Genomic DNA, 23,849 nt, shown 5'->3' on the forward strand with positions numbered 1-23,849 from the left:
TTGATTTATCACACGCTACGTCGCGGCTTAGTTAAATTAACTTTTTACTCCGCGAAAGTTGAGTTCATATGTTTTTGGTTCTTTGATATGTATATGATCTGAAGGAGCCATTTTGATTTCACCCTTGATAAAACAGCATAAGTAATATTAAACTAAAAGTTTTGTTGATTCGTTGAATGGATAAATTAGCACTAGGGGGGCTCTGGGTAAGCAGCATACTTTTTAAGTTTTCAGTTTCGTTAGCCTAAAAAAATGACCCACCCTGGTCCGCATTGTTAAGAGGCGTGGTGAGTTCGGTTATTATTATTGTAACCTTTTGCATTCCATTTGTAAAGAAAAAAATGATAAATCGGTATATTCGAATGAATGGCAGAACCCACACATGTTCAATCTCGCCATTTCCCCATCAAATACGCTGCACCATCGACAAGCGAATCATAGGCATCATCCGAAATAAGCCCCTCATTTCGCTGGTGTTCCAGGAGATTTTGCAAGCCATCCAAATGTTTGAGGACTTTTTCCGTCTGCTCTGTCTCTTCAAAGCGCTTTACTGCAGCTAAGTGAACGTCCAAAGATCTTGCCGTATTTTCATCGGAAAAAGCTCCCTTGTCCTGCAAACTTTCCACTAATGCTTGCAGGCTCTCTGCATTCCAAGAATAAATGGAACTACCCGTTTTTGCTGCCACCTCTTTCCGTATACCATTTGTTGAAACTGTATCACGGGTCGGGTGTACGCGATTTGTCAATAAAATCGCAATCGTATTCAGTTTGGGACTGACCACAATGGAGGTTCCCGTATAGCCCGTATGCCCCAGGGTGTCTTCCTCTGCTAGTATATCCATATACCAATCCTGGTTCAAATCCCAGCCAAGTCCATGATTCTGCCCCGGAAATGCTTCATTCCAATTGGTATTCATCAAATCAAAGGCCTCTTTCGAAAAAATCGATTTACCCTGGTAACTTCCTTTATTTAATAGCATTTGCGAAAACGTTGCTAAATCCTCGGCGGAACTAAACACCCCGGCATGTCCAGCTACACCGTCAAGTGCCCACGCCTTTTCATCGTGTACACTGCCCCATACCATCCCCCGATCGGTCCACGGCTGAAATTCAGTCGCAGCTATCCGTGGTTTTAAATTTTCCGGTGGGTTATACATGGTATCTGACAAGGCAAGGGGTTCCAGGATATGCGTTTGTACATAAGCATCCTCCCGCTCACCACTTAGACGTTCTACCAAGACGCCCAGTGTTATATAATTGATGTCACTATACACATATGCTTCACCAGGCTCATTCTCCAACGGTTCTTCCATGACATACTCCAACAGTTCTTCACGATCACCATCCATTTCATACAATTCCTTGGATGGGCCCGCTTTTTCCCCGGATGTATGTGTTAGCAATTGTTGAATGGTAATATCCCGTTTTTCCTTCGTATCGTATTCCGGAAGATAATCGGATACCGGATCATCCAATCCAAAGTAGTCCTGATCCCACAACTGCATGACCGATATCGCGGTAAATAGCTTGGAAATAGATGCCATATCAAATATCGTATCTTCCTGCATCTTCACCGGATCATCTATTTCGGTAAAATCATCATCCGCATACCGTAAAGCATAACCGTACGCATCCCATTTGACGATATTTCCATTACGGGCAACAAGTACGACAGCTCCGGGCATCACGTTATCTTTAATTGCATCGTGAATGGCTCCATCGATATCTTCAAGTGGCTGTGCTAGCATCGATTCCTGTTCCGGAGTTCCCGGTTGAAGTCCGGTTTGAGCGGCGTAACCGGTTTGTGGCAGCGTGGTCAACATCCCGCATACCATAACCAGCGCCACAAACATAGATATCATGCGTTTTTTCATCTTTATGTCCTCCCCCAAAAAGCATATCCTTTCTATTCAAACAGATGGCAGGCAATCAACAAGCCAAACAGCTTATTCATTCGATAAAACATGGGCATAGTTCAGGGAGTGACAGGCACCCCCTAAAACTGTGCCAATAATGCATCGGCTTTTTGCTGTAGCGTTTGCTGTGCTTTACTGGTGATAAGATTGTTTCCTTTCTGGTAATCAATCATTTTTTTAAAGCTTTTCATATGTTTGACCACCTTATCAAATGCTTCCTTTTTCTCGTACTGGCCAACAGCTGTTAAGTGTAATTCCAAATCATGTGCAGCATCATCCGTAATATCACCACTATCCCTCAGATCAGCGACAACATCTTGAATATCTTTCGCACTAGTGGTATAAAGCAGATACTCCCGCCGCAAATCTTTGAAATCGTCTAAATCCGCCTCCCATTCATTTACAATTTCCTCTACCGAAGCTCCTTCTTCAATTTTTTTCCGTACCCAGCCGTTACCTATTAATTGGTCAAAAAACGATATACCGGAATCATCTTCTTTACGGAATTCAAAGTCGTCAGGATACATGTCGTGAATTGTTTTTACAATCGTTAGACCTGTTTCCACGGATTCATAGGAATTACGATCCGTTACATAGATTTCAATCCCGCCAGACAATTCACCCTCATGTTTGGAAAATTGTGGTGTAAAGTAGGCTGCTCGAAAACGTACACCAGGAAGATCCGCTTTAGACAATTGTTCGGCTAAATCTTCCCCATTAATAAACGGAGCTCCAATCAACTCGAACGGTTTGGTTGTACCTCGACCTTCAGAAATATTCGTTCCCTCAATTAATGCTGTACCTGGGTAAACAATTGCCGAATCAAGCGTTGGCATATTCGGTGATGGCATAACCCATGGAAGCGTCGTGTCATCATAATACATAGACCGTTCCCAACCATGCATCTTCATGACTTCCAGATTTGCATGAATGTCGAATTCCTCATTAAATAGTTCCGCCAATTCTCCAACCGTCATTCCATGTTGTTGTGGAATCGGATACATGCCAACAAATGAAGCATAATCCTTATCCAAAACCGGCCCTTGCACATTGCCACCAGAAATCGGATTAGGACGATCCAGTACGATCATTTTAATATCATTTTCAGCTGCTGCTTCCATCGCATAGGCCATGGTGTAAATATACGTATAGAAACGTGCCCCAACATCCTGGATATCAAATAACAAGACATCCACATCTTCCAACATTTCCGGTGTCGGTTTTTTCGTGTCACCATATAAACTGTATACAGGAAGGCCTGTCCGTTCATCCATGTAATAATCAACATCCTCCCCGGCCTGTGCTCCACCGCGAACCCCATGTTCAGGCCCATAGAGCGCAACCAGATTCACTTTGTCGTTCTGGTGCAAAAAATCCACGATACTATTTAAATCCTGGTCCACACCGGTCGGATTCGTGATTAAACCCACATTCTTTCCTTCCAGTTCATCTAAATGCTCGTTTACCAATACGTCTATTCCGAGTTCCAAGGTAGCATCATTTGACACCGTATTTGCACGATCCTTTTTATTGTCACTGGCCACTGCATGAATGGACAATGTTAACAATAGAAAGGCAGCGGAAAACACGATGATATAGCGTTTTTTCATGTAAATCCCCCCACACGCAACGTATTTATTGAAAATCTCTTTCCAACTAGTGTCAATAAACTAGCAAAAGTTCCACTACAAAGAACCCATTACACTACTGCTTACCTTCCCAGTCCATGATCAATTTTTCTGTTTCGGTCTCCAAATAGCTATAGGCCTTATGTGAAATCGTGTCGTTTTCTTTTTGAGCGTCCAACATCGCTTTAAATCCCTGCATATGTTTCACAACTTTTTTCACTGCTTCTTTTTGTTCATAATGGCTAACAGCGGTTAAATGTAATGTCAGGTCATGCACAATCGTATCTGGTATATCGCCGGATGCTGCTAAATCAGACACGAGCGACTTCATCCCGTCAGCAGTCCGGGGGGTATCGATATAGTCGAGGCCATGACCCCTTTCATAACTATCGGGAATGGTCACTGGCAACGTTCCAAACGGATTGATATCTCCGGAGATTACATTTGCCAATGCCTGCACAGACACGTCCAGATAACTATACGTGTTGATATAGGCATCTACATCTGGGAAAGCTTGCAGATCATACGGATTACCAAGTGCGGCGACAATAACTGGTACATCGATTTTTTCCAGTTGTTTGACCAGTTGTTGTTGATCGTCATTGGTATTAGCTGTATATGTTGTTACAATCACTTTATCTGCTGACTTCGCTTGTTCAACCGCCCTTTCAATTTGGTTTTCCGTAGGGCTTGTTTCGGTTGCCAAGCTGCTGGCGTCCATGCCTTTTTCGGTTAAATAATCAGCTAGTTGCTCCGGCTGTGCCTGCTTGGGACCAGTTATAAAAACGGATTCCGATGATTCAGTTTCCAAAGGTAATACGTCATCTTTGTTTTGTACCAATGTCACGCTTTTTTCGGCAATGTCATCTGCTATTTGTAAATGGGCATCCGTCCCGATATTCTCAATTTCCTCCGGATCAGTATATGGGTCATGAAACAGCCCCTTTTCCATTTTCGCGGATAAAATCCGGTACACAGACTCATCCAATCTTGCTTCCTTAATCTCACCCGATTGAACCGCATCCAACAAACCGTTATAGGCCTCTTCCACATCCGGCGGGTTTAACAAAACATCCACCCCGGCTTTTACGGCCTCAACCGGAACTTGATCGGGTGAATAATACTCATTCACCCCGGCCATACCAAGACTATCGGTAATGATTAACCCGTCATACCCCATATCCTCCCGTAGTAAATCGGTAAGAATTGGCTTGGAGAGGGTTGCCGGTAAGCCTGATTCATCCAAAGCCGGAACGACAATATGTGCTGTCATAATGGAATCAATTCCTTCGTCAATCGCATCCTGAAACGGCTTTAAATCCACTTCCTGCAACGTCTTTAGATCATGGTCGATAACTGGCAGTCCGGTATGCGAATCGGTATCCGTATCACCGTGACCTAGAAAATGCTTAGCAGATGCGATGATATGTTGATCCTGAAAACCTTGAATCTGTGCGATACCAAGCTTGGATACCAATTCGGGATCCTCACTATAGGAACGCACGCCGATGACAGGATTTTCCGCATTCATATTGACATCAAGTGACGGCGCAAAGTCCGTGTTTATGCCCAGACTTTGTAATTCATTACCAAGAATGCTTGCTGATTTGCTAGCATATTCCTCGGAACCGGTCGCACCGAGTGCCATGTTACCCGGAAACACAGTGCCAGGGCTTGTTACCCGTTGCACAATTCCACCTTCCTGGTCGGTTGAAATGAACAACGGAATGGCATGATCCTGTTCCGCAGCAATCTTCTGCAACCCGTTCGATAGACGGTTTACTTGCCCCGCATCAAGCGGCGTACCAATGTTGTCGCTCCAGTTAAAATAGATCACCCCACCAATATGATAGTTTTCAATGATTTCTTTGAAGTTCTTGCCACCCCGATTATTTTCCAAATTGATATCTTTGTATTCTTCATCGGTAGGTGTTTTTCCATAGGCATGAATGATAAAGAGCTGCCCTACCTTTTCCTCGATTGTCATGTCATCCATGATTTCTTTTATTTCATCAGCTTGTTTCGCATCGGCATCAGGAGTTTTGGCGCTGTCTGCATTGGCAAAACTGTGTTGCGGAGACCATAATAATAAAAGCGTAATCGACAAAAGCACCGATAAATAACGACGTTTCAACCCAACCCCTCCTCAAAATTTAATGATTATGTTATGAAAACCTTCGTGCCATCACCCATTTAATCAATGATCAGCTATGGAGCATGCTTATACAATACAATCACTCCCTTCGACATCATTTTTCAACCTACTCCCATTCGAAATAAGTCGATTATGTTTCATCCAAGTATAATAGATGCGCTTTGCAAAAAACGTCGAAGTTAGTCGATTGTATTTGATTTTTCAAAAAATAATTATTAAGTACTAGCATGAAATAACTTTGCTAGGTAATAAGGCACTAGTGAATTTTCCCACCATTCGATAAAATTTTACATGTTGGGATACGACTTGACTAAAACAGAGATTCTACATTCGATACGAGGAGGAGAATTCATGCATGCAAAACGACGCGTAAGTATTTTCACAGTCTTTATGTTATCTTTTTCATTATTAATTGGAAATAGTCATGTGCTGGCGGAGAAAAACCAGGGTGAACCTGAAAAGCAAACACCTAAGGAGCAGTTAGCAGAGCAAAATGTGATGGCGACAGCATGGTTCCAGACGTCCGGTGAGGCAAAAGCATTATATCACCAAGCGTACAACATTGGAAAAGAGAAATTGGATGCTGCCCTTGAAGAAGGAACGGATCAAGATCCAGCTGTCGTGCTTGATTTAGATGAAACCGTTCTAGATGGCAGCCCCTTTGATGCTTTAGCCATTAAAACAGGCGGGGAAGCTTCCTTAGATGAATGGCAGGAGAGCGCAGAGGCAGAAGCATTGCCGGGTGCCTTGGATTTTCTTCATCATGCCGATCAACAGGGCGTGACAATTTATTATATAACCGGACGCTCTGATAAACTTCAGGAGGCTACCGTTAAAAATCTGAAAAAAATCGGTGCCCCTCAGGCAGATGATGATCATGTATTATTGAAACAAGAAGGTGAAACAGGGAAACAAGACCGTTTTGATGATGTTGATAAAAATCATGATATTCTCTTATTTTTTGGAGATAACCTCTCCGATTTTTCCGGTTTCCCCAAGAATCAGCCTTTAGATGCCCGCAACAAGCAAGTAAACGATGAGAAGGATACATTTGGCGACCAATTCATTGTTTTCCCAAACCCGATGTATGGCGATTGGGAAAGTGCCTTATATCCGGATGGCGATCTAACAGCGGAAGAGAAAATGCAAGCACGCAAAGATCATTTAACCTATTTTAGTCCAAATGACGATTCATCTGATGATGCAACACCAGATGATAAAAAACTCCAGGATCAGAATATGACATCGATCGCCTGGTATCAAACGGCAGGTGAAGCAGAAGCATTATATCACCAAGCGTACAACATTGGAAAAGAGAAGTTGGACACTAACCTTGAAGAAGGAACGAATCAGAATCCCGCAATCGTACTTGATGTCGATGAAACTGTGTTGGATGGTGGCCCGTACAATGCGACAATGACTAAAACGGGCGGGCAAGCGTCACTTGATGAGTGGCAGGAAAGCGCAAAAGCAGAAGCTGTCCCCGGCGCATTAGAATTTCTTAACTATGCCGATGACCGAGGAGTGGAAATTTACTATGTAACCGGACGTTCCGATAGACTGCAAGATGCTACCGTAGAAAACTTAGAAAAAATAGGTGCCCCTCAAGTAGATAACGATCATGTTTTGCTTACAAAAGAAGGTGAAACTGGAAAGCAGGATCGTTTCGATAAAATTGACGAGAATCATGATATTCTATTATTTTTCGGTGATAACTTATCAGATTTCACCGGTTTTCCAAAAGACCAGGAATTAGCAGCAAGAAATCAACAAGTGGACGAGGAACAGGATGCATTCGGTGATTCATTCATCGTTTTCCCTAACCCAATGTACGGCGATTGGGAGAGCGCCTTATATGATGGCGATCTAACAGCCGAAGAAAAAATGCAAGCACGCAAAGATCATTTAGATTACTTCCAAAACAAAAGCAAAAGTGCAGAGGCTATCAAAGACCTTGTTTCCCAACTCCATACGGAAGGCGAGATTGCCGATAAAGAAGCCCACGCTTTACAAATGCATTTAACCGCAGTAAGTCATTATGAAAACAATAGCAACGCCGAAAAGGTTATCAAGCATCTGGAAGGATTCAAGAAGTTGCTAGACTATCAAAACGATAACGATTTAATTACAAAAAATGCTTATGACACGTTGCTATCAAACGCTGATGCGCTGATTCAGAAATGGAAACAGTCGCTCGAGGATTTCGAACTATCCATTCTTCACATGAACGACACGCATGCCCATACCGAGTTGCTGCCACAGATGGTGACGGCGATCAAGGAAGAGCGGGAGGAAAAACCTGATTCGCTGCTGTTCCACGCAGGCGACGCTTTTTCGGGGACACTCTATTTCACGGAATTCGGCGGACAGGCAGACATGGCCCTGTTCAACCTGATGGATATGACCGCGATGACATACGGGAATCATGAATTTGATCGCGGTGATAAAGAAGATGGCAATGAAACGCTCGCTGAATTTGTTGATGCTGCTGAATTTCCGTTTCTGGGAAGCAATATCGACTTTTCCGATGATCCGTTTATGAATAAGCTGGCGACGGATCAATCACTCGTGCGTAATGCAGACCCCGGCAAGAGCTACTACAGTATGATCGAGGAAGTCAATGGCGAGGAAATTGGCATCTTCAGTTTGGATACGGAGGAAACTACAGAAATTTCCAGACCGAATCAGGTGGTTTTCCATAACTATCTGGACACTGCCGAGGAAGCGGTCGCTGAATTCGAGGAAGAAGGGGTCGATAAGATTATTGCCCTTTCCCACCTCGGCTATGATAGCGATCCTGTCTTCGGTAACGATCAGCTCCTTGCCGAGATTGACGGTATCGACGTCATCGTAGGCGGTCATACGCATACCGCGCTGAAGGAGCCGGTAGTCGTGACAGAAGACGCGGACGGCCATGAAAAAGACCCGACCGTCATTGTTCAGGCAGGTGAGTACAGTCAATACCTTGGCACGCTCGATATGGAGTTTGACGATGACGGGGTCGTTACCGGGCATTCCGGAGAGTTGCTCGATGTCGATGATTATGATGCAGATCCCGAGGCAGTAGAGGTACTTAAGCCATACGCTGAAAAGATTAAGGAAACCGAGAATGAAGCGATTGGCGCAGAAGCACTTAAAGATATTAAAAACAGCGGGACCGGCGTTGAGGAAACACCGATCGGCAACCTCGTCACAGATGCGATGTTGGCTGGTGCCAAGAGCAAGTTTGACGATACAGTGATTGCTTTCCAGAATGGCGGCGGTATCCGGGCTACAATTGAGAAAGGACCAATCACAACAGGTGACGTGATCAATGTGCTGCCGTTTGGTAATAACCCTGTCGTCGGCAAACTTACCGGCGCAGAGCTTAAAGAGGTCCTTGAACATAGTGTGCATTTGGCACCAGAATATCATGGCGGGTTCCTGCACGTTTCCGGTATGACATTCAAATTTGACAGCAATAGGGAACCAGGCAACCGGGTCGTGGAGATGAAGGTCAATAAAAATGGAGAGTATGTTGACATCGATCCAGATGAAGCATACCTAGTGACCACGAATGAATTTACCGCACAGGGCGGCGATGGTTTTGAAACACTCGCTAAGGCAGACGAGGAAGGGCGATTTAAAGATATTGGCGAAAACGACTGGGAACAGATCCGTGATTATATGGTCAATGATCTGAACGGAAAAGTCGATCCTGAAATTGAGGGACGGATCATTGATATCGCGAAAAATTGATCGTTAAAAGAAAAGGACTGATCGAGCCTGCTTAAGCGGGGCGATCAGTCTTTTTTGTAGTGGACGTTAAATCTGGTAAAAGGTTTGATCGATGTAAAGTTCAAAACGAAAGTCAAACAAGAATAAACAGGCCAATCCCACGAGTAGGGGATCTGAAAATACACGCTATGAAGTATTCAAGCCATTTGAAGTTCTGATGAGTTGTTCCACTTAGCTTAGCACAGGCTCTATGCCGTTTCCCGAAAGATTAAACTCTCTAAGTTATAAGGACTTTCACCAGAAGTTTTTATCACTAAGACTGGATTTAATTTTATTTACCTGTTCTTTTTCTGCTAATGTAAATAAAGGTTGATTTCGTATACAACACATTCACGGAGACAACATCCATTGGTCGTCCATGCCTATCAACTGTGTGCTTAAGCGGTCAATGGCGCCACACCCTTTTTTATTCAACAATATGTGACAAAATCCAGGAAGTGACAGGCACCCTAAATCCGAACTTCTCCCCTCCTATCCTTGCCAACAAACTCCGCCAGCAACTCCTCAAATTCCGCCTTTTCCTCCTCTGTCTCTACCCTTGTCGACGCTGCTGCCTTCTTCTCTGCCTTGATTTCCTGCTTTCGTTTATAATCATCAAACCACTCCGGCACAACTTCTGTGCGCTGTCCCCCTGCCCGAGCAGCCGTCGCACCATGAACTTGCCCAAGTCGTTGCTTCCGAAAAGCTACTTCCTCCGCCTGCGCGTCTTCTAAACTCGAAATCCCTTTCTTACGCCAATCCAGCAAAATTCCTTTCACGTAGACCCATGTGATTCTATCATGTTCCACCGCACGCTTCATGGCTTCCAGTACCAAAGGCTCGCCAATATCATTCACCCAATGTAATAGCTCATCTGTCATAAACGGACGAATCTGGCCGAAATTTTGCTGGTAAAATACAAACACGTCCGCTGCAGCAGATGCTTGGTTTTGTTTTATTTGGTTTATGTCTTGTTTATGTTTAATTAATGTGCCCGTATTTTGGTTCGTACCCTGGTCCATATCTCGTTCCACATGCTGGTTCACCGGCTGGTCTGTCAAGTGGTCCACACCTCGTCCAGTTATTCGTTCTACGTCCACACGCTGGTTCATTCGGTGGTCCGCTTCCGAATCCGTCAACCGGTGCATGCTTGCATACGTCACGTCCTGACCATCCAAATGCTCCGTACCGTCATTCATCGGCTGGTCTATCCAATCCTCGGTACCACGATCCCAATGGAAATTACCACGCTCCTCTAAAACCCAAGTATGCTCATCATTACCGTTTATTTCCATGGATAACGACACCATTCGATAAACCGGTGCTTGGTTCCTCGGGCGTGACACATAATCAATGTAACCCTTCTCCTTCAATTCCGCCCGTGCCCGCTTAAATGAACTTTCCTTCAACCCCGATTTAAATCGCAATACTGTGGCAGATGCGGTAAACGTCTCTGCCCACATAGCTTTATTGTTGATATGCATTAACGTATACCACAGATTAATTGCGGATGCTGATAATGGTTCCCGTTCCAGGCGATCGTAAAATGCATTGATTTCTTTTATGTAATTCATGTCTCTCTATCCCTTCTAATAAAATAGCCATTTATTACTTCTAAAATGAGTTTACATACATTTCTCGAGCGCTCCTCTCGCTAGTTCGAGCGGTCACACGCCTTTCCGGAGCGCCTTCTTGCCTATTCGAACGGCTATACGCTATACTCAGACGCCTTACCCAAGCAACCTATCAATTTCGGACAACCCAAAACGATTCCTCCCATCCCCGTATGGAAAATAATGGTGGGACAATGAACCTGTCCCCTCGTCCCACCTATTCCAGCAGTTCTCTAACCCCGACACTTTTCAGTTTCTTTCTGGCTGTCTTCCCCCAACTCTTCACTGCATCCACCGTGACTCCTTCTTGTTCGGCAATTTCCGCCAAAGGCAGGCCCTCAATCACATGATATTTCACCCATTTCGACTGATTGTCCGTCAGCATCCCCCGTATCTTCTCCCAAAACGTCCCATCCTGCACTTCCATCCCGGTTGTATCGGGAATAGGCAGATTCGTCTTGCAGTCACGGTTGCCGTTATCGATTTTTAGCTTTTCGTGTTGGACAAATGTCTCCTGGTGTTGATTCTCTCGCTTTTTCTTGCGGAGCATATCAATTAATCGATTGCGAATAGTGAAGTTGAAATAAGTGGACATCACTCCCTGGTCAGGCTTGTATTTCTTGTAGGCACACCACATCGCATACAGACCTTCTACAAAAAATTCATTGTGCGGATCCTGAATATGTAGCCTATGAATATGGTAATGAATCCGCCGTTCGTTCTGTTTGAAGATTTCCTCAAAACTTGTCTTCTTTTCGTTACTGTTTTCCCCATTGTTGCTTTCCTCAAGACTATTTTCCTTCTTATTCATTTTTCTCCTCCTCATTTTCTACATAATACGAAATACACTAAAGCAGATATCCCACATTATCATCCGAATCGTGTGAAAAAGGTTAATGGAATCTCACAAATGATAGCAACAAATCTATTCATGTCACAAAGTCTAATTTTAGGAAATGACAAGGACTAGCACGACCAATGCAAGGAACATGGGGATAATCCACGATAGTATGAATGTATCAGGACGCTTACCTTTCATATAACTTTTAACCTATATTTTATTTATAACCCCTCCTATTACTATTATCGTTTCTGAAGGCCTATTTGGGGGCATATTTTATTGAAAATTTTATTTTTATTTAAAAAGTGTCACAGTTTTTTGGTGCAAAAGTTCCAGAAAGCAAAGACATATGCTCATCTGTTATCAAAAATGGAATATCCCTGCATAAGCTCATTAAAAAACAACTGCTCATCAATAGATAAGCAGTTGTTCCTCCATCTCAACAAAACCATTCTCATTTATGTCACGTCATTTTATTTCGGGCCAATCCCTTTCTAAGCCCTTCCTTTTCAATTTTTGTTTCGCCATTTTCGCCCAGCTTTTCACCGCATCAATAGAAACATGCTCCTGCTCGGCAATTTCCCGATTCGACATATCCATAAAAATATAGTACTTCACCCATTTTCTTTGATTCGTGGTCAACAAGGGTTTCAGTTCTTCCCACAGATCCGTTTCATGGATTGTTACAGCCAGTTCCTCTTGAATAGGAATATCAGTGTCGCGGTAATGATTCCCACTCCCTAGTTTTTGCATTTCTGCTTTGCAATAAATAGAATCATGGCGTTGTCGACGTTTCTTTATACGCATCAAATCAACTAAACGGTTGCGAATCGTATTATGAAGATGCGTCGATAGTTGTGATTTCCCAGGTTGAAAAGTCTGAACCGCCTCCCACATGGCATATAGCCCTTCCTGGTAAAATTCCTGGTGAGAATCATCGATGTTTAATTTACGGATGAGATAATAAATCTGCCTCTCATGTATCTTAAAAACTTCCTCAAAAGGTTCTCGAACGTTTCGTTTCATTCCTGTCCTCTTTCTAAAAAGCCGGCTTTCCAATATAAAGTGATAGCGCTATCCTAACTCCTATTATCGCAGGTTTTGCCAATGATTTCCAAATCTTGCAAACAAGTCGTTAATTTGTCGAAACAACCCGAAACAACGGTCTAAGCATGTCGATTAAACTCGAATATTAGTGGTTTATGTTGAAAAATAATTAGAAAAGGGAAAATGGCGACCATGAGTATTTGTGTCTATTTTATGACATTTTAGGGTATAAAGTCACAATTAATATAAGCAATCCCATCATAAGATTTCTGTGAATAATTCGGGTTAAGGTTCTTTTACAGTGAAAATCACATAAGATAATTACAACTTTGATTTAGGGAGGAATTTTTTTGAATCGAGATAGGTATGCATTTTCGACACGTGCTATCCAAGCCGGTGAACCAACAGATCCCGTCACAAGGGCGCTTAACACACCAATCTATCAAACTTCAACATTCGCTTTTGAGTCTGCTCAGGATAAAGAATCTGCCGTTGATGAAGGAATGAATTGGACACCCGATGTGTATTTTTACAGCCGAACAGCTAATCCAACAACCGCTGCTTCTATATAATTAAAATATCTTCAAAATGCTCTTGTTTTCTTATAGAAATAGCCCCCATCATCCTTCATATCGAACTGGGTTGATGCTTGAACTAGCTAGACCTTTTACAAGAAGGGCTAACGTCTTCATATCACCAACTAAATAATCTTCTTTAACATTGGCAGGTCGGGTTTCACCATAACGGTTCACCCAGCAAGAAGTAATACCAAGCTCTGAGGCGGGCACAACATCGTACTTGAATCCAAACCCAGTGTGAAGTATATCTGATTTATCGAGGTTTAGCTTCTTCAACAAAAGATGGAAGCCATCGTGATTCGCTTTATATGCACCAGCTTGCTCCGCAGTAACGATCTCATCAAAATCAACGCCAATCCTTGATACTGTTTCCTCAATAATGCTATCGTCAGTATTCGTAAGCAAGGCGATTTTTGTGTATTTCTTAATCTCCAACAAGGCATCTATCGTATCGGGAAATGGCCGCCATTCCCCCATGGATTCCGCAAAGTATCGGCTATCCTCTTCCGTGAAAGGGTATCCAAAATAATTAAAAGCCATTGGTAAAGTGTTTCTCAGCACTTCTTTATACGGCATGTATTGATTTTGAATGTAATCAAATTGAATATTCTCCCAATGACGCTGCAACGCGACAACATCAACATTCTTTACACCGTTCCTCTCAAGTATCTCTTTAAATATCATCTGAATTTCGCCTTCCCAATCAATCAATGTCCCGTAACAATCAAATGTTATTGCTTTTGGCCAAGTCATATATAATTCCCCCAATTCGTAATGTTTAAATCGATTGTATCACATTTAACAAGAGAAAACTTTTCCTATACAAATGATACCCCAGTAATACACATTTTCAGATGTATCACCGGGGCTTTATACATTAGGGTGTTATGAGGTTTTATTTCAGTTTTTTCACTTATCCTGGTTACACTGGTAAGAAGACGGGTTTTGACATGTCCAATATTGCCATCCCGTCCCCTGGATTTAGTTCTCTTTTTGATATTTTATATCGACATATTTTAGTGCAAATAATGCGATCACTGCTGTTACAATAATATACGCACTAATAGCGTAACCACTATTGAACTGGTTAAGAAGGTAAGTGGAGGTCAATGGAGCAAGTCCTCCGCCTATTACACTTCTCAACATAAATGTTATTGCCGATCCACTGAACCTAAGATGGGTTGGAAAACTCGAGGCAATTACTGGAGCTAATGGTGCCCACATCGTAGCATGAATAATAAAAGCTACAATAATCGCTACGAAAATCAATCCAACACTTTTGGTATTAAGCAAAGAGAAATATGGTATAGCCCACAAGATGAGTAATACATTACCAAATCCCAGTATTCTTTTAGGGCTTATTTTATCACTTATATATCCAGTTAAGAATATAGCACACACTGATATAATCGCACCTGTAAGTGTTGCGTTAACAAAAACGGAGTCATCTAAACCTAAATAATTTATCCCGTATGTCGTGGTATAGAAAGCAAACACACCAAAGGCAACATCGCTACTCACATTGGAGAGCACTCCTGCAATAACCTGTTTAGGATATTCCTTGAGCACTGAAACAAAAGGTAACTTCGGCATTTCTTTTTTATCCAACGTTTTCTGGAATGAAGGAGTCTCTAATAAATTGAATCGAACCACTAATCCTACAATCACTAAAACTATGCTAAGAATAAACGGAACTCTCCAGCCCCATGTATGAAAACCATCACCGGAAATCGATATAAAAAGGGATGTTACTGAAGTTCCAAGTATTAAACCAAGCGGTACGCCAATCTGGGGCAGGGTAGCCATGAACCCTTTATTTTTATTCGTACCCCACTCCATCGAAATGAGTACAGATCCTGGCCATTCCCCTCCTATAGCAATTCCTTGGATAAATCGAATGATTGTCAATATGAGTGGTGCTGCTAGTCCTATTTGTTCGTACCCTGGTAATAACCCGATAAGAACAGTCATTACCCCCATGATAACTAGTGTTGCAACTAGAGAAACTTTCCTACCAATCTTATCCCCTAAATGCCCAAATAAAATTCCTCCTATTGGTCTCGCAATATAACCAATGGCATATGTCGTGAAGGTTAATAAGGTAGCAACATATGGATCATTGTTTGTAAAAAATAAATGTGGAAATACAATAGCAGCCATGGTTCCATAAAGGAAAAAATCATACCATTCAATGGTTGAGCCTAGTACACTTGAAATACCAGCAATTCTTTGTTGTTTATTCCGATCGATTGAAACTTTCTCTTCCCCTTGTTTATTCATTTGCGTTTCCCCCTACAAACCAGTTTTATATAAATGTGGCACTCTGCTACTAAAAATAGGTACATCATTTCTAACTTGTTTAACTTTTTCTAAATCTAACTGGGTTGTTAATGTTTCTTCTCTATCGTCTGATCCCTGTTTTAAAACATCCCCCCATGGATCTATTGCCATCGAATTCCCGCAAAAGCGAGTCCCATCATATAATCCAACCCTATTGGAGGAGATAACATACATCTGATTTTCAATGGCCCTTGCTATTTGGAGATTAACCCAATGGTTGGTTCGAGCATCCGGCCATTCAGCCACAATATGCAGCACTTGAGCCCCCTCAAGTGCTAACGTTCTGACAACTTCAGGGAAACGTAAATCATAACAAATGATTAAACCCATTTTGACACCCTCAAGTTCAAATACTTCTGGAACATGTTGCCCACCTGTTAGGTACTTAGGTTCATTAAGCATCGGAACAAGATGAACCTTGTCATATTCATAAACCAATTTTCCTGAACGATCGAAAACAAATGAAGAATTATAAAAGTCATCCTTAACCCTATTCGCAACAGAACCGCCAATGATGTTTACATTTAATTCTTTGGCCAAGTCTCTTAAAAAGCTTTTTGTGGGCTCCCCATCGGAATCTGCATACTTGTCCAAATCATCAAGTGTATAAGCAGTGGTCCACATTTCTGGTAAAACTACCGTGTCAAGATTATTTTTCTTCACCTCTTGTTCCATCCATTCCTTTACTTTTTGTCTATTTTTCTCCGGATCACCTGGATAAATATCCATTTGATAGATTGCGTATTTCATTAAAATTCCTCCCCGGCAGCTATATTTATAATTTTATATTCGGTCGATATAGAATCATTGGTAATTGGATCGAACAAGGTTGTTTTAAACTTCTCACCATATTTAAACCCATCAAGTAATGGAACCGTTCCAGAAAATACAATACTATTTGTTAAAGGTACATTCTTCTTTTGAAGGAAACCCTTTATTTCCTCCAATGAAATGATGGAGGATATCGGGTTTTCCTGATATTTTTCCCATTTTCCATCTACCATCATTTCCGACGATAATACTAATTGATCCCAATAGTCCTTTACCTTGTCAATTTTCCATGCCTTTTTGGCAAATGGTTTATCACACACTTGTTTTGACTTATTAATATCAACTGTTTCCAGCGAACGATCCGTATGATCACTTCCAACACTTAAATAGATTTCTTCCGGAGAATCTCCAAAGATCAGTACAATCTCCGCTTCCCCGCTTGTTTGGTCACCAACAACCTCTATCGATTCATACTGATTCAATGTACTAACTGCTACTGGATAAAGGGCTGGAACCTCCTCTGGTTCAGGCACACCAATTTCAGCAAGTTCCTTGATATGCTCCCATGTTTTCTCTTTATCCCTTCCTGAGTAGCCAATACAAAATGCCTTATTAATTTTTAAATCTCTTGCCTTACCTTCAACTTCAATTTGATAAGTAGAATTATTTAATAATTGTTTCATAAATAAGTTCCTCCTTGTTAGCGCTTTCTGGTATCCAAAAAATAATATTATTTCTCCTTAACAGCTTTAACATTTGCCTTTGTTATCTCTAAATGGTTTTTCATTAGCTCTACAGCTTTAGAAGCATCATTGTTTTCCAAAGCATTTAAAATCTGCCTATGCTCTTGAATTACTTCTACCATTCTACCTTCTTTCATTAGCGCATTATGGCCAACTAGTCGTGTGAGATTATACATTTCCTGAAGTATTTGCTCTAGCAGATTTTGATTCGCGAATGTTAGAATTTGACGATGGAATATTTGATCTAATTCAATAAACTTAATGCGATCATTATTCACCATCTCTTGTTCTTGTGCCGCAACAATTCCCCTTAGTGTGTGCAGTTGTTCTTTTGTAATAATAGGAGAAAGTTTTTTTAACCCTTCCGTTTCAATAGATAATCGTAAAAAGATAATTTGTTCCTTTTCATTCTCTGTAATTTTCCGTACATGAAATCCCTTCCTAGGAATTTGTACCAGTAATCCTTCTTTAATTAAATCAGCAACCGCCTCCCTTATTGGTGTTCTAGAAATTTCCATTGTTTCCGATAACATTGTTTCAGTTAGTATTTCTTGATTGTTGATAGAACCTGTCAAAATAGCCCTTTTTAAATCCTCATAAACAATTTCCTTCGTGGTTTTCTTTCTTGCAATCGGTTTCAAATCTATCTTTTTCATTTTGGTACCTCACATGCTTGTATTATGTATACATTGTACAGAACACAAATGTTGGTTGTCAATATTAACTTTTTGAAGAAAATTTATATTAGTAGTGTGACTTTTTAAAGAATATAAAAATCATCATCAATTAAAAAAGAAATCACCTCTTCAGGCAATTTCAAAATAATCGATCCAATATTTTATATGCTATTTTTTCAAAAGCTTCATTTTACATCCCTTTCAAGTACGTTGATTGCTTCTTTCAAATTTGAAACAATGCAATAGGCATCTCTTCGCATTTGTTCATTCGTTTCAATCAAGTCCGGCACAATAATACAAGGGATCCCCGCCTTGGTTGCTGCTCGTAATCCGTGAAGTGAATCCTCGAATACAATTGCAGATGATGGTATTTCATCTGCCCGTCTACATGCTTCCAGAAAAACATCTGGAGCCGGTTTTCCGTTGTCAACCTCTTCCCCGCTAACATAAAAATCGAATTGGTTTGTTAATCCCGCCATTGATAAGTAGTTTGCAATTGTATTTCTACTACTTGAAGAGGCAATACATTTTTTAAAATTTTTTTCATCCAACCAATCCAACAGTTTAAGAGCCCCGGCTTTCACCGTGATTCCTTCTGTTTCCAAAATATTTTTAAATTCTCGGTCATATCTTTTGAAAATTTGTTCGATTGGATTATTTGATCCACAAATTTCTTTGATGATATTCTTGCTTGCTTGATCATTGATACCAATCATACGTTTATATATGTCTAAGGAAAAATCAAACCCATAGGCTTTCATGGATCGGTTCATTGCTTTGTAAGAGGGGCGTTCCGTATCAAATAATAATCCGTCCATGTCAAATATGACAAGCTTTAAATTCTTCTTCATTCATCTTTCTCCCATTCCCTATATTTGTGACATAAAAAATCCATGGCTAATTAGGCAGAGAAGAAGAACTCCCTGCCTTGGATTAAATAATATCTTTCTTCTTAATAATCAAATTGGCGATAGTAACGACGTATATCCAAATCGTGACCAGTATATTTTTCATAATAGACTGCCAGGCGATCGACCAATAACGTTGTAGAAATTGTCGGAGCCAAAATCCAGCGAAATTCCTCATCAATTCCTTCTAATTCATAGTCCTTAGTATCAAAGACTATTAATTTTTTCGTGTATTGCTTACAGAACTTTTCCACCCGTTCGTCAAGTGCACGACGTTTCCCTTCCCCTTTAACAAGGAAAACTGGTACATTTTCGTCAACCAATTCCAACGTTCCGTGGAAAAACTCGGATGATGATATTGCTTTTGTACGCACCCATTGCATTTCTTCTAGGACACACATTGCAAACAGGTAGACTTCACCCCACATTTCACCATCACCAACCCAGATGTTGTAAGGTTCCTTATAATAGTTTTTTGCAATTTCATCCGCAATCGGCTCAAATTTCTGCTTAGCTTTTACCAGATTTCCGGGTAGCTTTTTCAATTGATCAGCAAACTCTTGATACCTTGGAAATTCATTTCGATTGGCAAGAAGTTTAAATATAAGCATAAACATTTCCATGTATTCGAATTCCACACCATCTTTTGCTCTATTTGGGATAACCCAACGGCTCAACTTTTCTAATGGAGCATCTGGTGTGCCTACAAGGGAAACAACGCGGTATCCATTTTCTTTACACCATTCTGCAGCACGAACGGTTTCTTTCGTATCCCCAGATTTTGATGACATAATTACCAAAGAATCCTTGGATAATTGGCGGTGACCTGTAAGAATGACCTCGGCCGCTTGTTCAGCATATACCGGCACATCACTTAATTGCTTGAGCATTTCCACAACAGGTAGCATGATGGCAATCGAACCACCAACGGAGATAAAAAATATATTTTCATATCCTTCCCGCGAAATTTCATCTGCAACATGCTCTATTCTTTCGCGAGTTTCATAAGTTGTTTTTCCATCTTTCAGGTATAATTCTTCATCAAATTTCAACATATTGTTTTCCTCCCAAGATGTGTATTATATTATATTTTGCTTTTAAGAATGTCGTCAAAATCCCCAAAAATGTCTTCTTGAAGGTCAATACCTCTGCCAGTTGTGATGCGATAGGCAAGGATTTGAAAAGGAATCACAAGCAATAAAGGACTTTTAAACTCATCCAGCTCTATTCCGATGGACAATGTTTTATTTCCATCCGCATTGCCAGTAGCAATTGTAAAGCAATGGTCTGTGTATCCCGAAAAGTACGCACTTAATTTCTTCAATCTTGTTGCATGCGGACTTTTTGTTTGAATGAAATATAATCCATACGATTCATTTACCTCTAAATATGGTCCATGCATGAAAGCCTCTAATTCAAAACCTTGTGTAGGGACCCGAACGGTTTCTGTAAACTTTGTTTCACTTTCTTTTGCAGTCCCGACTGTTGGACCATATCCAACAGTTGCGAAGCGTGGAATTTGATTTAGTTCATCAGCAAATTGACGATAAAAGCTTTCTGTACGCTCTATGACGGAGGGTATGCTTTCAATTGCCACATCAAATTCAGCAATTTCTTTCAATACCTCTTCCTCACTCAGGTTTCCAAGCACATGTCCCGCAACCATACCCATTAGCATCAAGGTTAGTACCGTAGCAGAAAAACCTTTAGTTACATATCCTACTTTCTCCACACCACTACCAATATCAATTACTAGGTCTGTAGCATTCGCAATCGGACTATCCAAATTTGCGGTAAGAACAGCGGTAGGAATATTTCCGAGCGAATTTGCTTTTTTTACTGCTTCAATTGTTGAAGAACTATGCCCGCCTTGTGAAATAGCCAGGATAAAATCTGTAGATGATTTTACCTTTTCATAATGAACAAATGTAAATGGTTCGATTACCTCGATCGAGATTCCAGCCATTTTTTCCATATAATATTTTGCACTTAATGTCGCATTAAGACTTGAACCGGTTGCAAGTATCAGCCAATGTTTTGGTTGTTTCTCGTCGATAAGTTGTTTAAACGACTGAAGATTGTCATTGTAATTGCTTATTATTTCCCTACATGTTTTTTCTTCTTCATGGATGTAATCCATCATCGTCTCTTTCAACATTATCAACTCCCTCCAATTTAAGAATATGATGTTGCTTTGATGGACAAATCTTTATAAAAAGGTGCCTGATATAAAATCAGCTAAATATACCTGCCCACGCACCCAGGATACTGACAACAGCGATCCCGATTAAAATAGTTGTTGCCTTGACTTCTTTTCCGAGTAGCCAATAAATAACCCCAAAGGCAGCCAGAGGCAACAGTCCAGGCATGATACCATCCAAGATATCTTGCACAGCTGTGGCAGATTCGCCGCTTCCTATCTTTAATGGAACATCAAGGGAAATCATGTCTGCGCTCATTCCGCCAATAACCATCAGCCCCAATATTGCTGCTCCAAATGTCAAATTACCCATTGTTCCATTTTCCTGCAATTTTTTCAAAAAGCCTGTTCCCATTTTGTAACCGACCTTCGTCAAAATATAACGAAGAGCAATGTGAGGAACATTAAAAACGAGTAAAAATAGAATCGGTCCCAGAATATTTCCCTTTAACGCCAAGGATGTACCAATTCCGGTTGCGATGAGTCTAAGGGTCCCCCAGAAAAAGGAATCACCAATACCAGCTAGGGGGCCCATTAAGGATGCTTTTACCGTATTAATCGATGAAGAATCAAACTTGGAATCTGTTGCATTTTGTTTTTCCATGGCTGCCGAAATACCCAATATCATCGTGACAATATGTGGCGTCGTATTAAAAAATTCCAGGTGACGTTTCAAAGCGGCGGATAAATCGCCCTTTTTCTTATACAGCTTTTTCAATATTGGAATCATGGCGTAGGTGTAAGCCAGACTTGCCTGACGTTCATAGTTCCATGAAAATTCCATCTGAAACGAGCGCCAAAACAATCGATTTAAATCTTTTTTGCTGATTTCTGGCGATTTTTCCGGCGACTTTTCCTCCTGTTTGATCCCATTATCGTTAGAAATCTTCGTCGTCATCGTCCATCACTCCTCCTTTTTCTGTGGCCAATTTCTGCGTTTGCATCACATTTACCATAACAACTGCAACAATTGCACCTAGTAATGCGATACCGGTTACCGGTACCTTTAAATAGGCAACAATTAAAAATCCCAAGAAGAAGTATGGTGCTACCTGCTTATTAATTAACAACCTTGCCAACATGGCAAAACCTAATGCCGGAATAAGCCCTGTTGCCACTTCAAGGCCCGTTTGTACTGGACTAGGAATGGCATCCAAAACATTCTTAATTGCATCGCTTCCAGCAAAATACGAAATGAATACAATCGCACCTATCATGGTAGACATTCCCAAACCACCTAATACATGCATTATTGTAATACCCCGGATGTTGGCTTCTTCCGCATATTTATCCGCTTTGTGAAGAACGATTGGAAGCACGACACCCATATATAAATTTTCAAAGATCAGTGCTAACGTAGCAATCGGCAAGCCCAGCAATAAAGCTGTTTCCGCACCAGCTCCGGAAGATATGGCAAAAGCAGTCCCCAATACGCCCCCAACTACTACATTGGGTGGGATTGCTGCACCAACGGAAAAGGCTCCGATAAAAGCCAATTCTAAAGTAGCCCCCATAATAAGACCTGTTTTGACATCGCCCATTACCAACCCGGTAAGCATGCCCGTTACGATTGGACGGGATATCAAACTCGTACCAAGGGCATATTCACTTTGGGCCACAAAAGCAATCAAGCCTAATAATAATGCCGTAATCATAGTAAATTCCCCCAATCGCTGCTTGCTTTAAATGACAGTACTAGCAAGAACCTTTTTATCATTAGGAACCTGTCGAATTTCTACTTCTACACCTTTTTCAATCATTTTCTTCACTAGTTTCTCTTCCTCAGGCAATAGATTTATTGCTTTGGAAATTTTTCTGCTTCCTTCCTTTGCCTTCACACCACCCAGATTTACTTGCTCAATGGCCGGATAGGCTTCGGATAGTTTCTGCGCATCTGCAACAGATTCAACGACAATGAAAAGTTTATATTTATCTGTCGCCCCGCTTTGTAAAGCTTTGATAGAATCCTCAATGTTTTTGATAACAAGCTTTACACCCTGAGGCTTGGCCAGTTTAATCGTCGTTTTACGCAAATCGTTAACTGGCACATCATCGTTAGCTATTAAAATACAATCCGCTCCCAAATTTTGTGTCCAGGAGAAGGCAACTTGTCCGTGCAACAAGCGATGGTCTACGCGAAGCAATTTAATCATATCTGCTCATCCTTTCATCAAAAGTCTTCATTCGTTGGTACGTCCTGGATAACTTGATTGCAATACAACATCGCATCTTTCGCATTTTTTATGGATGTATGGATCAATTCATCGGTAGTTATTTTGAAATTCATCTGTGTGACCAGTTCAATCACTAATGCTAAATTCAACCCAGCGATTAAGTGGATTCTTGTATCGTCCAGCAGTTTCATGCACTCGTTATTAACACTACCGCCAAATATATCCGTAACAATAATCAATTCATCATCATGATTGATTTGCACCATTACCGATTCCAATTGCCTATTCAAATCATCTTCCTCATGCTTATAAGCACTAATTGTAAAAACATTGTCATGCTTACCAGTGATCATTTCTGTCGAATCAAGAATTCCTTCAGCCAGTTTTCCATGGGAAGCCAATAATAGATATCTCATTCCTATCCCCCTTCACTAATCTTTCTATCATCTTAGTAAACGCAAAAAGCGTGCCAAGTTAGTGGCACGCTTTAAAAATTTTTGGT

20 protein-coding genes and 1 pseudogene are annotated in these 23,849 nt (G+C 41.1%); 2 read left to right on the top strand and 19 right to left on the bottom strand.

Features of this window, described 5'->3' with window-relative positions; translation table 11 throughout:
• Nucleotides 1-386: 386 nt before the first annotated feature.
• The 4 genes and pseudogenes from ABRT01_RS11610 to ABRT01_RS11620 form a co-directional block, all read right to left on the bottom strand.
• Complete coding sequence (locus tag ABRT01_RS11610; protein ID WP_367747278.1) at nucleotides 387-1,874, bottom strand: serine hydrolase domain-containing protein; 1,488 nt, start codon at nucleotides 1,872-1,874, stop codon at nucleotides 387-389.
• A 122-nt stretch (nucleotides 1,875-1,996) separates the two neighbouring features.
• On the bottom strand, nucleotides 1,997-2,281 hold the full coding sequence (locus tag ABRT01_RS18375) for an FIMAH domain-containing protein (RefSeq protein WP_439649463.1): 285 nt from the start codon (nucleotides 2,279-2,281) through the stop codon (nucleotides 1,997-1,999).
• Nucleotides 2,258-3,526 (bottom strand): annotated as a pseudogene (locus ABRT01_RS11615) (exo-beta-N-acetylmuramidase NamZ family protein); the annotation flags it as partial. The pseudogene ABRT01_RS11615 and the gene ABRT01_RS18375, both read right to left, overlap by 24 nt.
• 94 nt (nucleotides 3,527-3,620) lie before the next feature.
• Nucleotides 3,621-5,678, bottom strand: a complete 2,058-nt coding sequence (locus ABRT01_RS11620; protein WP_367747281.1) for a glycoside hydrolase family 3 protein — start codon at nucleotides 5,676-5,678, stop codon at nucleotides 3,621-3,623.
• A gap of 372 nt (nucleotides 5,679-6,050) precedes the next feature.
• On the opposite strand from ABRT01_RS11620, the gene ABRT01_RS11625 reads away from it, so the two are divergent.
• The gene (locus ABRT01_RS11625) at nucleotides 6,051-9,437 is read left to right on the top strand and encodes a 5'-nucleotidase, lipoprotein e(P4) family (RefSeq protein ID WP_367747284.1); all 3,387 of its coding nucleotides are present in this window, start codon (nucleotides 6,051-6,053) and stop codon (nucleotides 9,435-9,437) included.
• Between the two features lie 488 nt (nucleotides 9,438-9,925).
• On the opposite strand, the gene ABRT01_RS11630 is transcribed toward ABRT01_RS11625, so the two are convergent.
• The 3 genes from ABRT01_RS11630 to ABRT01_RS11640 form a co-directional block, all read right to left on the bottom strand.
• Nucleotides 9,926-11,029, bottom strand: a complete 1,104-nt coding sequence (locus tag ABRT01_RS11630; RefSeq protein WP_367747287.1) for a DnaD domain-containing protein — start codon at nucleotides 11,027-11,029, stop codon at nucleotides 9,926-9,928.
• 256 nt (nucleotides 11,030-11,285) lie between these two features.
• Nucleotides 11,286-11,879, bottom strand: a complete 594-nt coding sequence (locus ABRT01_RS11635; RefSeq protein ID WP_367747290.1) for a sigma-70 family RNA polymerase sigma factor — start codon at nucleotides 11,877-11,879, stop codon at nucleotides 11,286-11,288.
• A gap of 498 nt (nucleotides 11,880-12,377) precedes the next feature.
• Nucleotides 12,378-12,935 carry a sigma-70 family RNA polymerase sigma factor gene (locus ABRT01_RS11640; RefSeq protein ID WP_367747293.1) on the bottom strand — a complete coding sequence of 186 codons (558 nt, stop codon included), beginning with the start codon at nucleotides 12,933-12,935 and terminating at the stop codon, nucleotides 12,378-12,380.
• Between the two features lie 371 nt (nucleotides 12,936-13,306).
• Here ABRT01_RS11640 and ABRT01_RS11645 point away from each other — a divergent pair, with 371 nt between their 5' ends.
• Nucleotides 13,307-13,528, top strand: a complete 222-nt coding sequence (locus ABRT01_RS11645) for a PLP-dependent transferase (protein WP_269410332.1) — start codon at nucleotides 13,307-13,309, stop codon at nucleotides 13,526-13,528.
• Between the two features lie 48 nt (nucleotides 13,529-13,576).
• Here the strand turns inward: ABRT01_RS11645 and ABRT01_RS11650 are convergent, their stop codons facing one another.
• From ABRT01_RS11650 to ABRT01_RS11705, 12 genes are all read right to left on the bottom strand, one after another.
• Nucleotides 13,577-14,287, bottom strand: a complete 711-nt coding sequence (locus ABRT01_RS11650; RefSeq protein WP_367747297.1) for a haloacid dehalogenase type II — start codon at nucleotides 14,285-14,287, stop codon at nucleotides 13,577-13,579.
• Between the two features lie 228 nt (nucleotides 14,288-14,515).
• A complete protein-coding gene (locus tag ABRT01_RS11655; protein WP_269410335.1) occupies nucleotides 14,516-15,814 on the bottom strand; it encodes an MFS transporter in 1,299 nt (432 codons plus the stop codon).
• A gap of 12 nt (nucleotides 15,815-15,826) precedes the next feature.
• Nucleotides 15,827-16,624: a carbon-nitrogen family hydrolase gene (locus ABRT01_RS11660; RefSeq protein ID WP_367747300.1), complete on the bottom strand. Its 798-nt coding sequence runs from the start codon at nucleotides 16,622-16,624 to the stop codon at nucleotides 15,827-15,829.
• A complete protein-coding gene (locus tag ABRT01_RS11665) occupies nucleotides 16,624-17,328 on the bottom strand; it encodes a DUF2848 family protein (protein ID WP_367747303.1) in 705 nt (234 codons plus the stop codon). Before ABRT01_RS11665 ends, ABRT01_RS11660 begins: the two co-directional genes overlap by 1 nt.
• 47 nt (nucleotides 17,329-17,375) lie before the next feature.
• Nucleotides 17,376-18,044, bottom strand: coding sequence for a GntR family transcriptional regulator (locus ABRT01_RS11670; RefSeq protein WP_269410338.1), 669 nt, complete (start codon nucleotides 18,042-18,044; stop codon nucleotides 17,376-17,378).
• Nucleotides 18,045-18,250: 206 nt separating this feature from the next.
• Nucleotides 18,251-18,916, bottom strand: a complete 666-nt coding sequence (locus tag ABRT01_RS11675) for an HAD family hydrolase (RefSeq protein ID WP_367747307.1) — start codon at nucleotides 18,914-18,916, stop codon at nucleotides 18,251-18,253.
• A gap of 101 nt (nucleotides 18,917-19,017) precedes the next feature.
• Entirely contained in the window at nucleotides 19,018-20,028 is a 1,011-nt protein-coding gene (locus tag ABRT01_RS11680; protein ID WP_269410341.1) for an SIS domain-containing protein, read from the bottom strand.
• Between the two features lie 29 nt (nucleotides 20,029-20,057).
• On the bottom strand, nucleotides 20,058-21,131 hold the full coding sequence (locus tag ABRT01_RS11685; protein WP_269410342.1) for an SIS domain-containing protein: 1,074 nt from the start codon (nucleotides 21,129-21,131) through the stop codon (nucleotides 20,058-20,060).
• A gap of 76 nt (nucleotides 21,132-21,207) precedes the next feature.
• Entirely contained in the window at nucleotides 21,208-22,071 is an 864-nt protein-coding gene (locus ABRT01_RS11690) for a PTS system mannose/fructose/sorbose family transporter subunit IID (protein ID WP_367747311.1), read from the bottom strand.
• Entirely contained in the window at nucleotides 22,052-22,828 is a 777-nt protein-coding gene (locus ABRT01_RS11695; protein WP_269410344.1) for a PTS mannose/fructose/sorbose/N-acetylgalactosamine transporter subunit IIC, read from the bottom strand. Before ABRT01_RS11695 ends, ABRT01_RS11690 begins: the two co-directional genes overlap by 20 nt.
• A gap of 27 nt (nucleotides 22,829-22,855) precedes the next feature.
• Complete coding sequence (locus ABRT01_RS11700) at nucleotides 22,856-23,326, bottom strand: PTS sugar transporter subunit IIB (protein ID WP_367747315.1); 471 nt, start codon at nucleotides 23,324-23,326, stop codon at nucleotides 22,856-22,858.
• A gap of 17 nt (nucleotides 23,327-23,343) precedes the next feature.
• Nucleotides 23,344-23,763 carry a PTS sugar transporter subunit IIA gene (locus ABRT01_RS11705; protein WP_269410346.1) on the bottom strand — a complete coding sequence of 140 codons (420 nt, stop codon included), beginning with the start codon at nucleotides 23,761-23,763 and terminating at the stop codon, nucleotides 23,344-23,346.
• Nucleotides 23,764-23,849 lie beyond the last annotated feature (86 nt).

This window comes from Lentibacillus sp. L22 (assembly GCF_040812445.1).
Classification (GTDB): Bacteria; Bacillota; Bacilli; order Bacillales; family Amphibacillaceae; genus Lentibacillus_C; species Lentibacillus_C daqui.

Excerpts from the sequence above, each read along its gene's own strand:
- ABRT01_RS11640 (WP_367747293.1), bottom strand. The coding sequence starts at position 12,935 with ATGAAACGAAACGTTCGAGAACCTTTTGAGGAAGTTTTTAAGATACAT.
- ABRT01_RS11685 (WP_269410342.1), bottom strand. The coding sequence starts at position 21,131 with ATGTTGAAAGAGACGATGATGGATTACATCCATGAAGAAGAAAAAACA.
- ABRT01_RS11660 (WP_367747300.1), bottom strand. The coding sequence starts at position 16,624 with ATGAAATACGCAATCTATCAAATGGATATTTATCCAGGTGATCCGGAG.
- ABRT01_RS11665 (WP_367747303.1), bottom strand. The coding sequence starts at position 17,328 with ATGAAACAATTATTAAATAATTCTACTTATCAAATTGAAGTTGAAGGT.
- ABRT01_RS11655 (WP_269410335.1), bottom strand. The coding sequence starts at position 15,814 with ATGAATAAACAAGGGGAAGAGAAAGTTTCAATCGATCGGAATAAACAA.
- ABRT01_RS11610 (WP_367747278.1), bottom strand. The coding sequence starts at position 1,874 with ATGAAAAAACGCATGATATCTATGTTTGTGGCGCTGGTTATGGTATGC.
- ABRT01_RS11625 (WP_367747284.1), top strand. The coding sequence starts at position 6,051 with ATGCATGCAAAACGACGCGTAAGTATTTTCACAGTCTTTATGTTATCT.
- ABRT01_RS11630 (WP_367747287.1), bottom strand. The coding sequence starts at position 11,029 with ATGAATTACATAAAAGAAATCAATGCATTTTACGATCGCCTGGAACGG.
- ABRT01_RS11705 (WP_269410346.1), bottom strand. The coding sequence starts at position 23,763 with ATGAGATATCTATTATTGGCTTCCCATGGAAAACTGGCTGAAGGAATT.
- ABRT01_RS11670 (WP_269410338.1), bottom strand. The coding sequence starts at position 18,044 with ATGAAAAAGATAGATTTGAAACCGATTGCAAGAAAGAAAACCACGAAG.
- ABRT01_RS11650 (WP_367747297.1), bottom strand. The coding sequence starts at position 14,287 with ATGACTTGGCCAAAAGCAATAACATTTGATTGTTACGGGACATTGATT.
- ABRT01_RS11695 (WP_269410344.1), bottom strand. The coding sequence starts at position 22,828 with ATGATTACGGCATTATTATTAGGCTTGATTGCTTTTGTGGCCCAAAGT.
- ABRT01_RS11680 (WP_269410341.1), bottom strand. The coding sequence starts at position 20,028 with ATGTTGAAATTTGATGAAGAATTATACCTGAAAGATGGAAAAACAACT.
- ABRT01_RS11635 (WP_367747290.1), bottom strand. The coding sequence starts at position 11,879 with ATGAATAAGAAGGAAAATAGTCTTGAGGAAAGCAACAATGGGGAAAAC.
- ABRT01_RS11675 (WP_367747307.1), bottom strand. The coding sequence starts at position 18,916 with ATGAAGAAGAATTTAAAGCTTGTCATATTTGACATGGACGGATTATTA.
- ABRT01_RS11690 (WP_367747311.1), bottom strand. The coding sequence starts at position 22,071 with ATGACGACGAAGATTTCTAACGATAATGGGATCAAACAGGAGGAAAAG.
- ABRT01_RS11700 (WP_367747315.1), bottom strand. The coding sequence starts at position 23,326 with ATGATTAAATTGCTTCGCGTAGACCATCGCTTGTTGCACGGACAAGTT.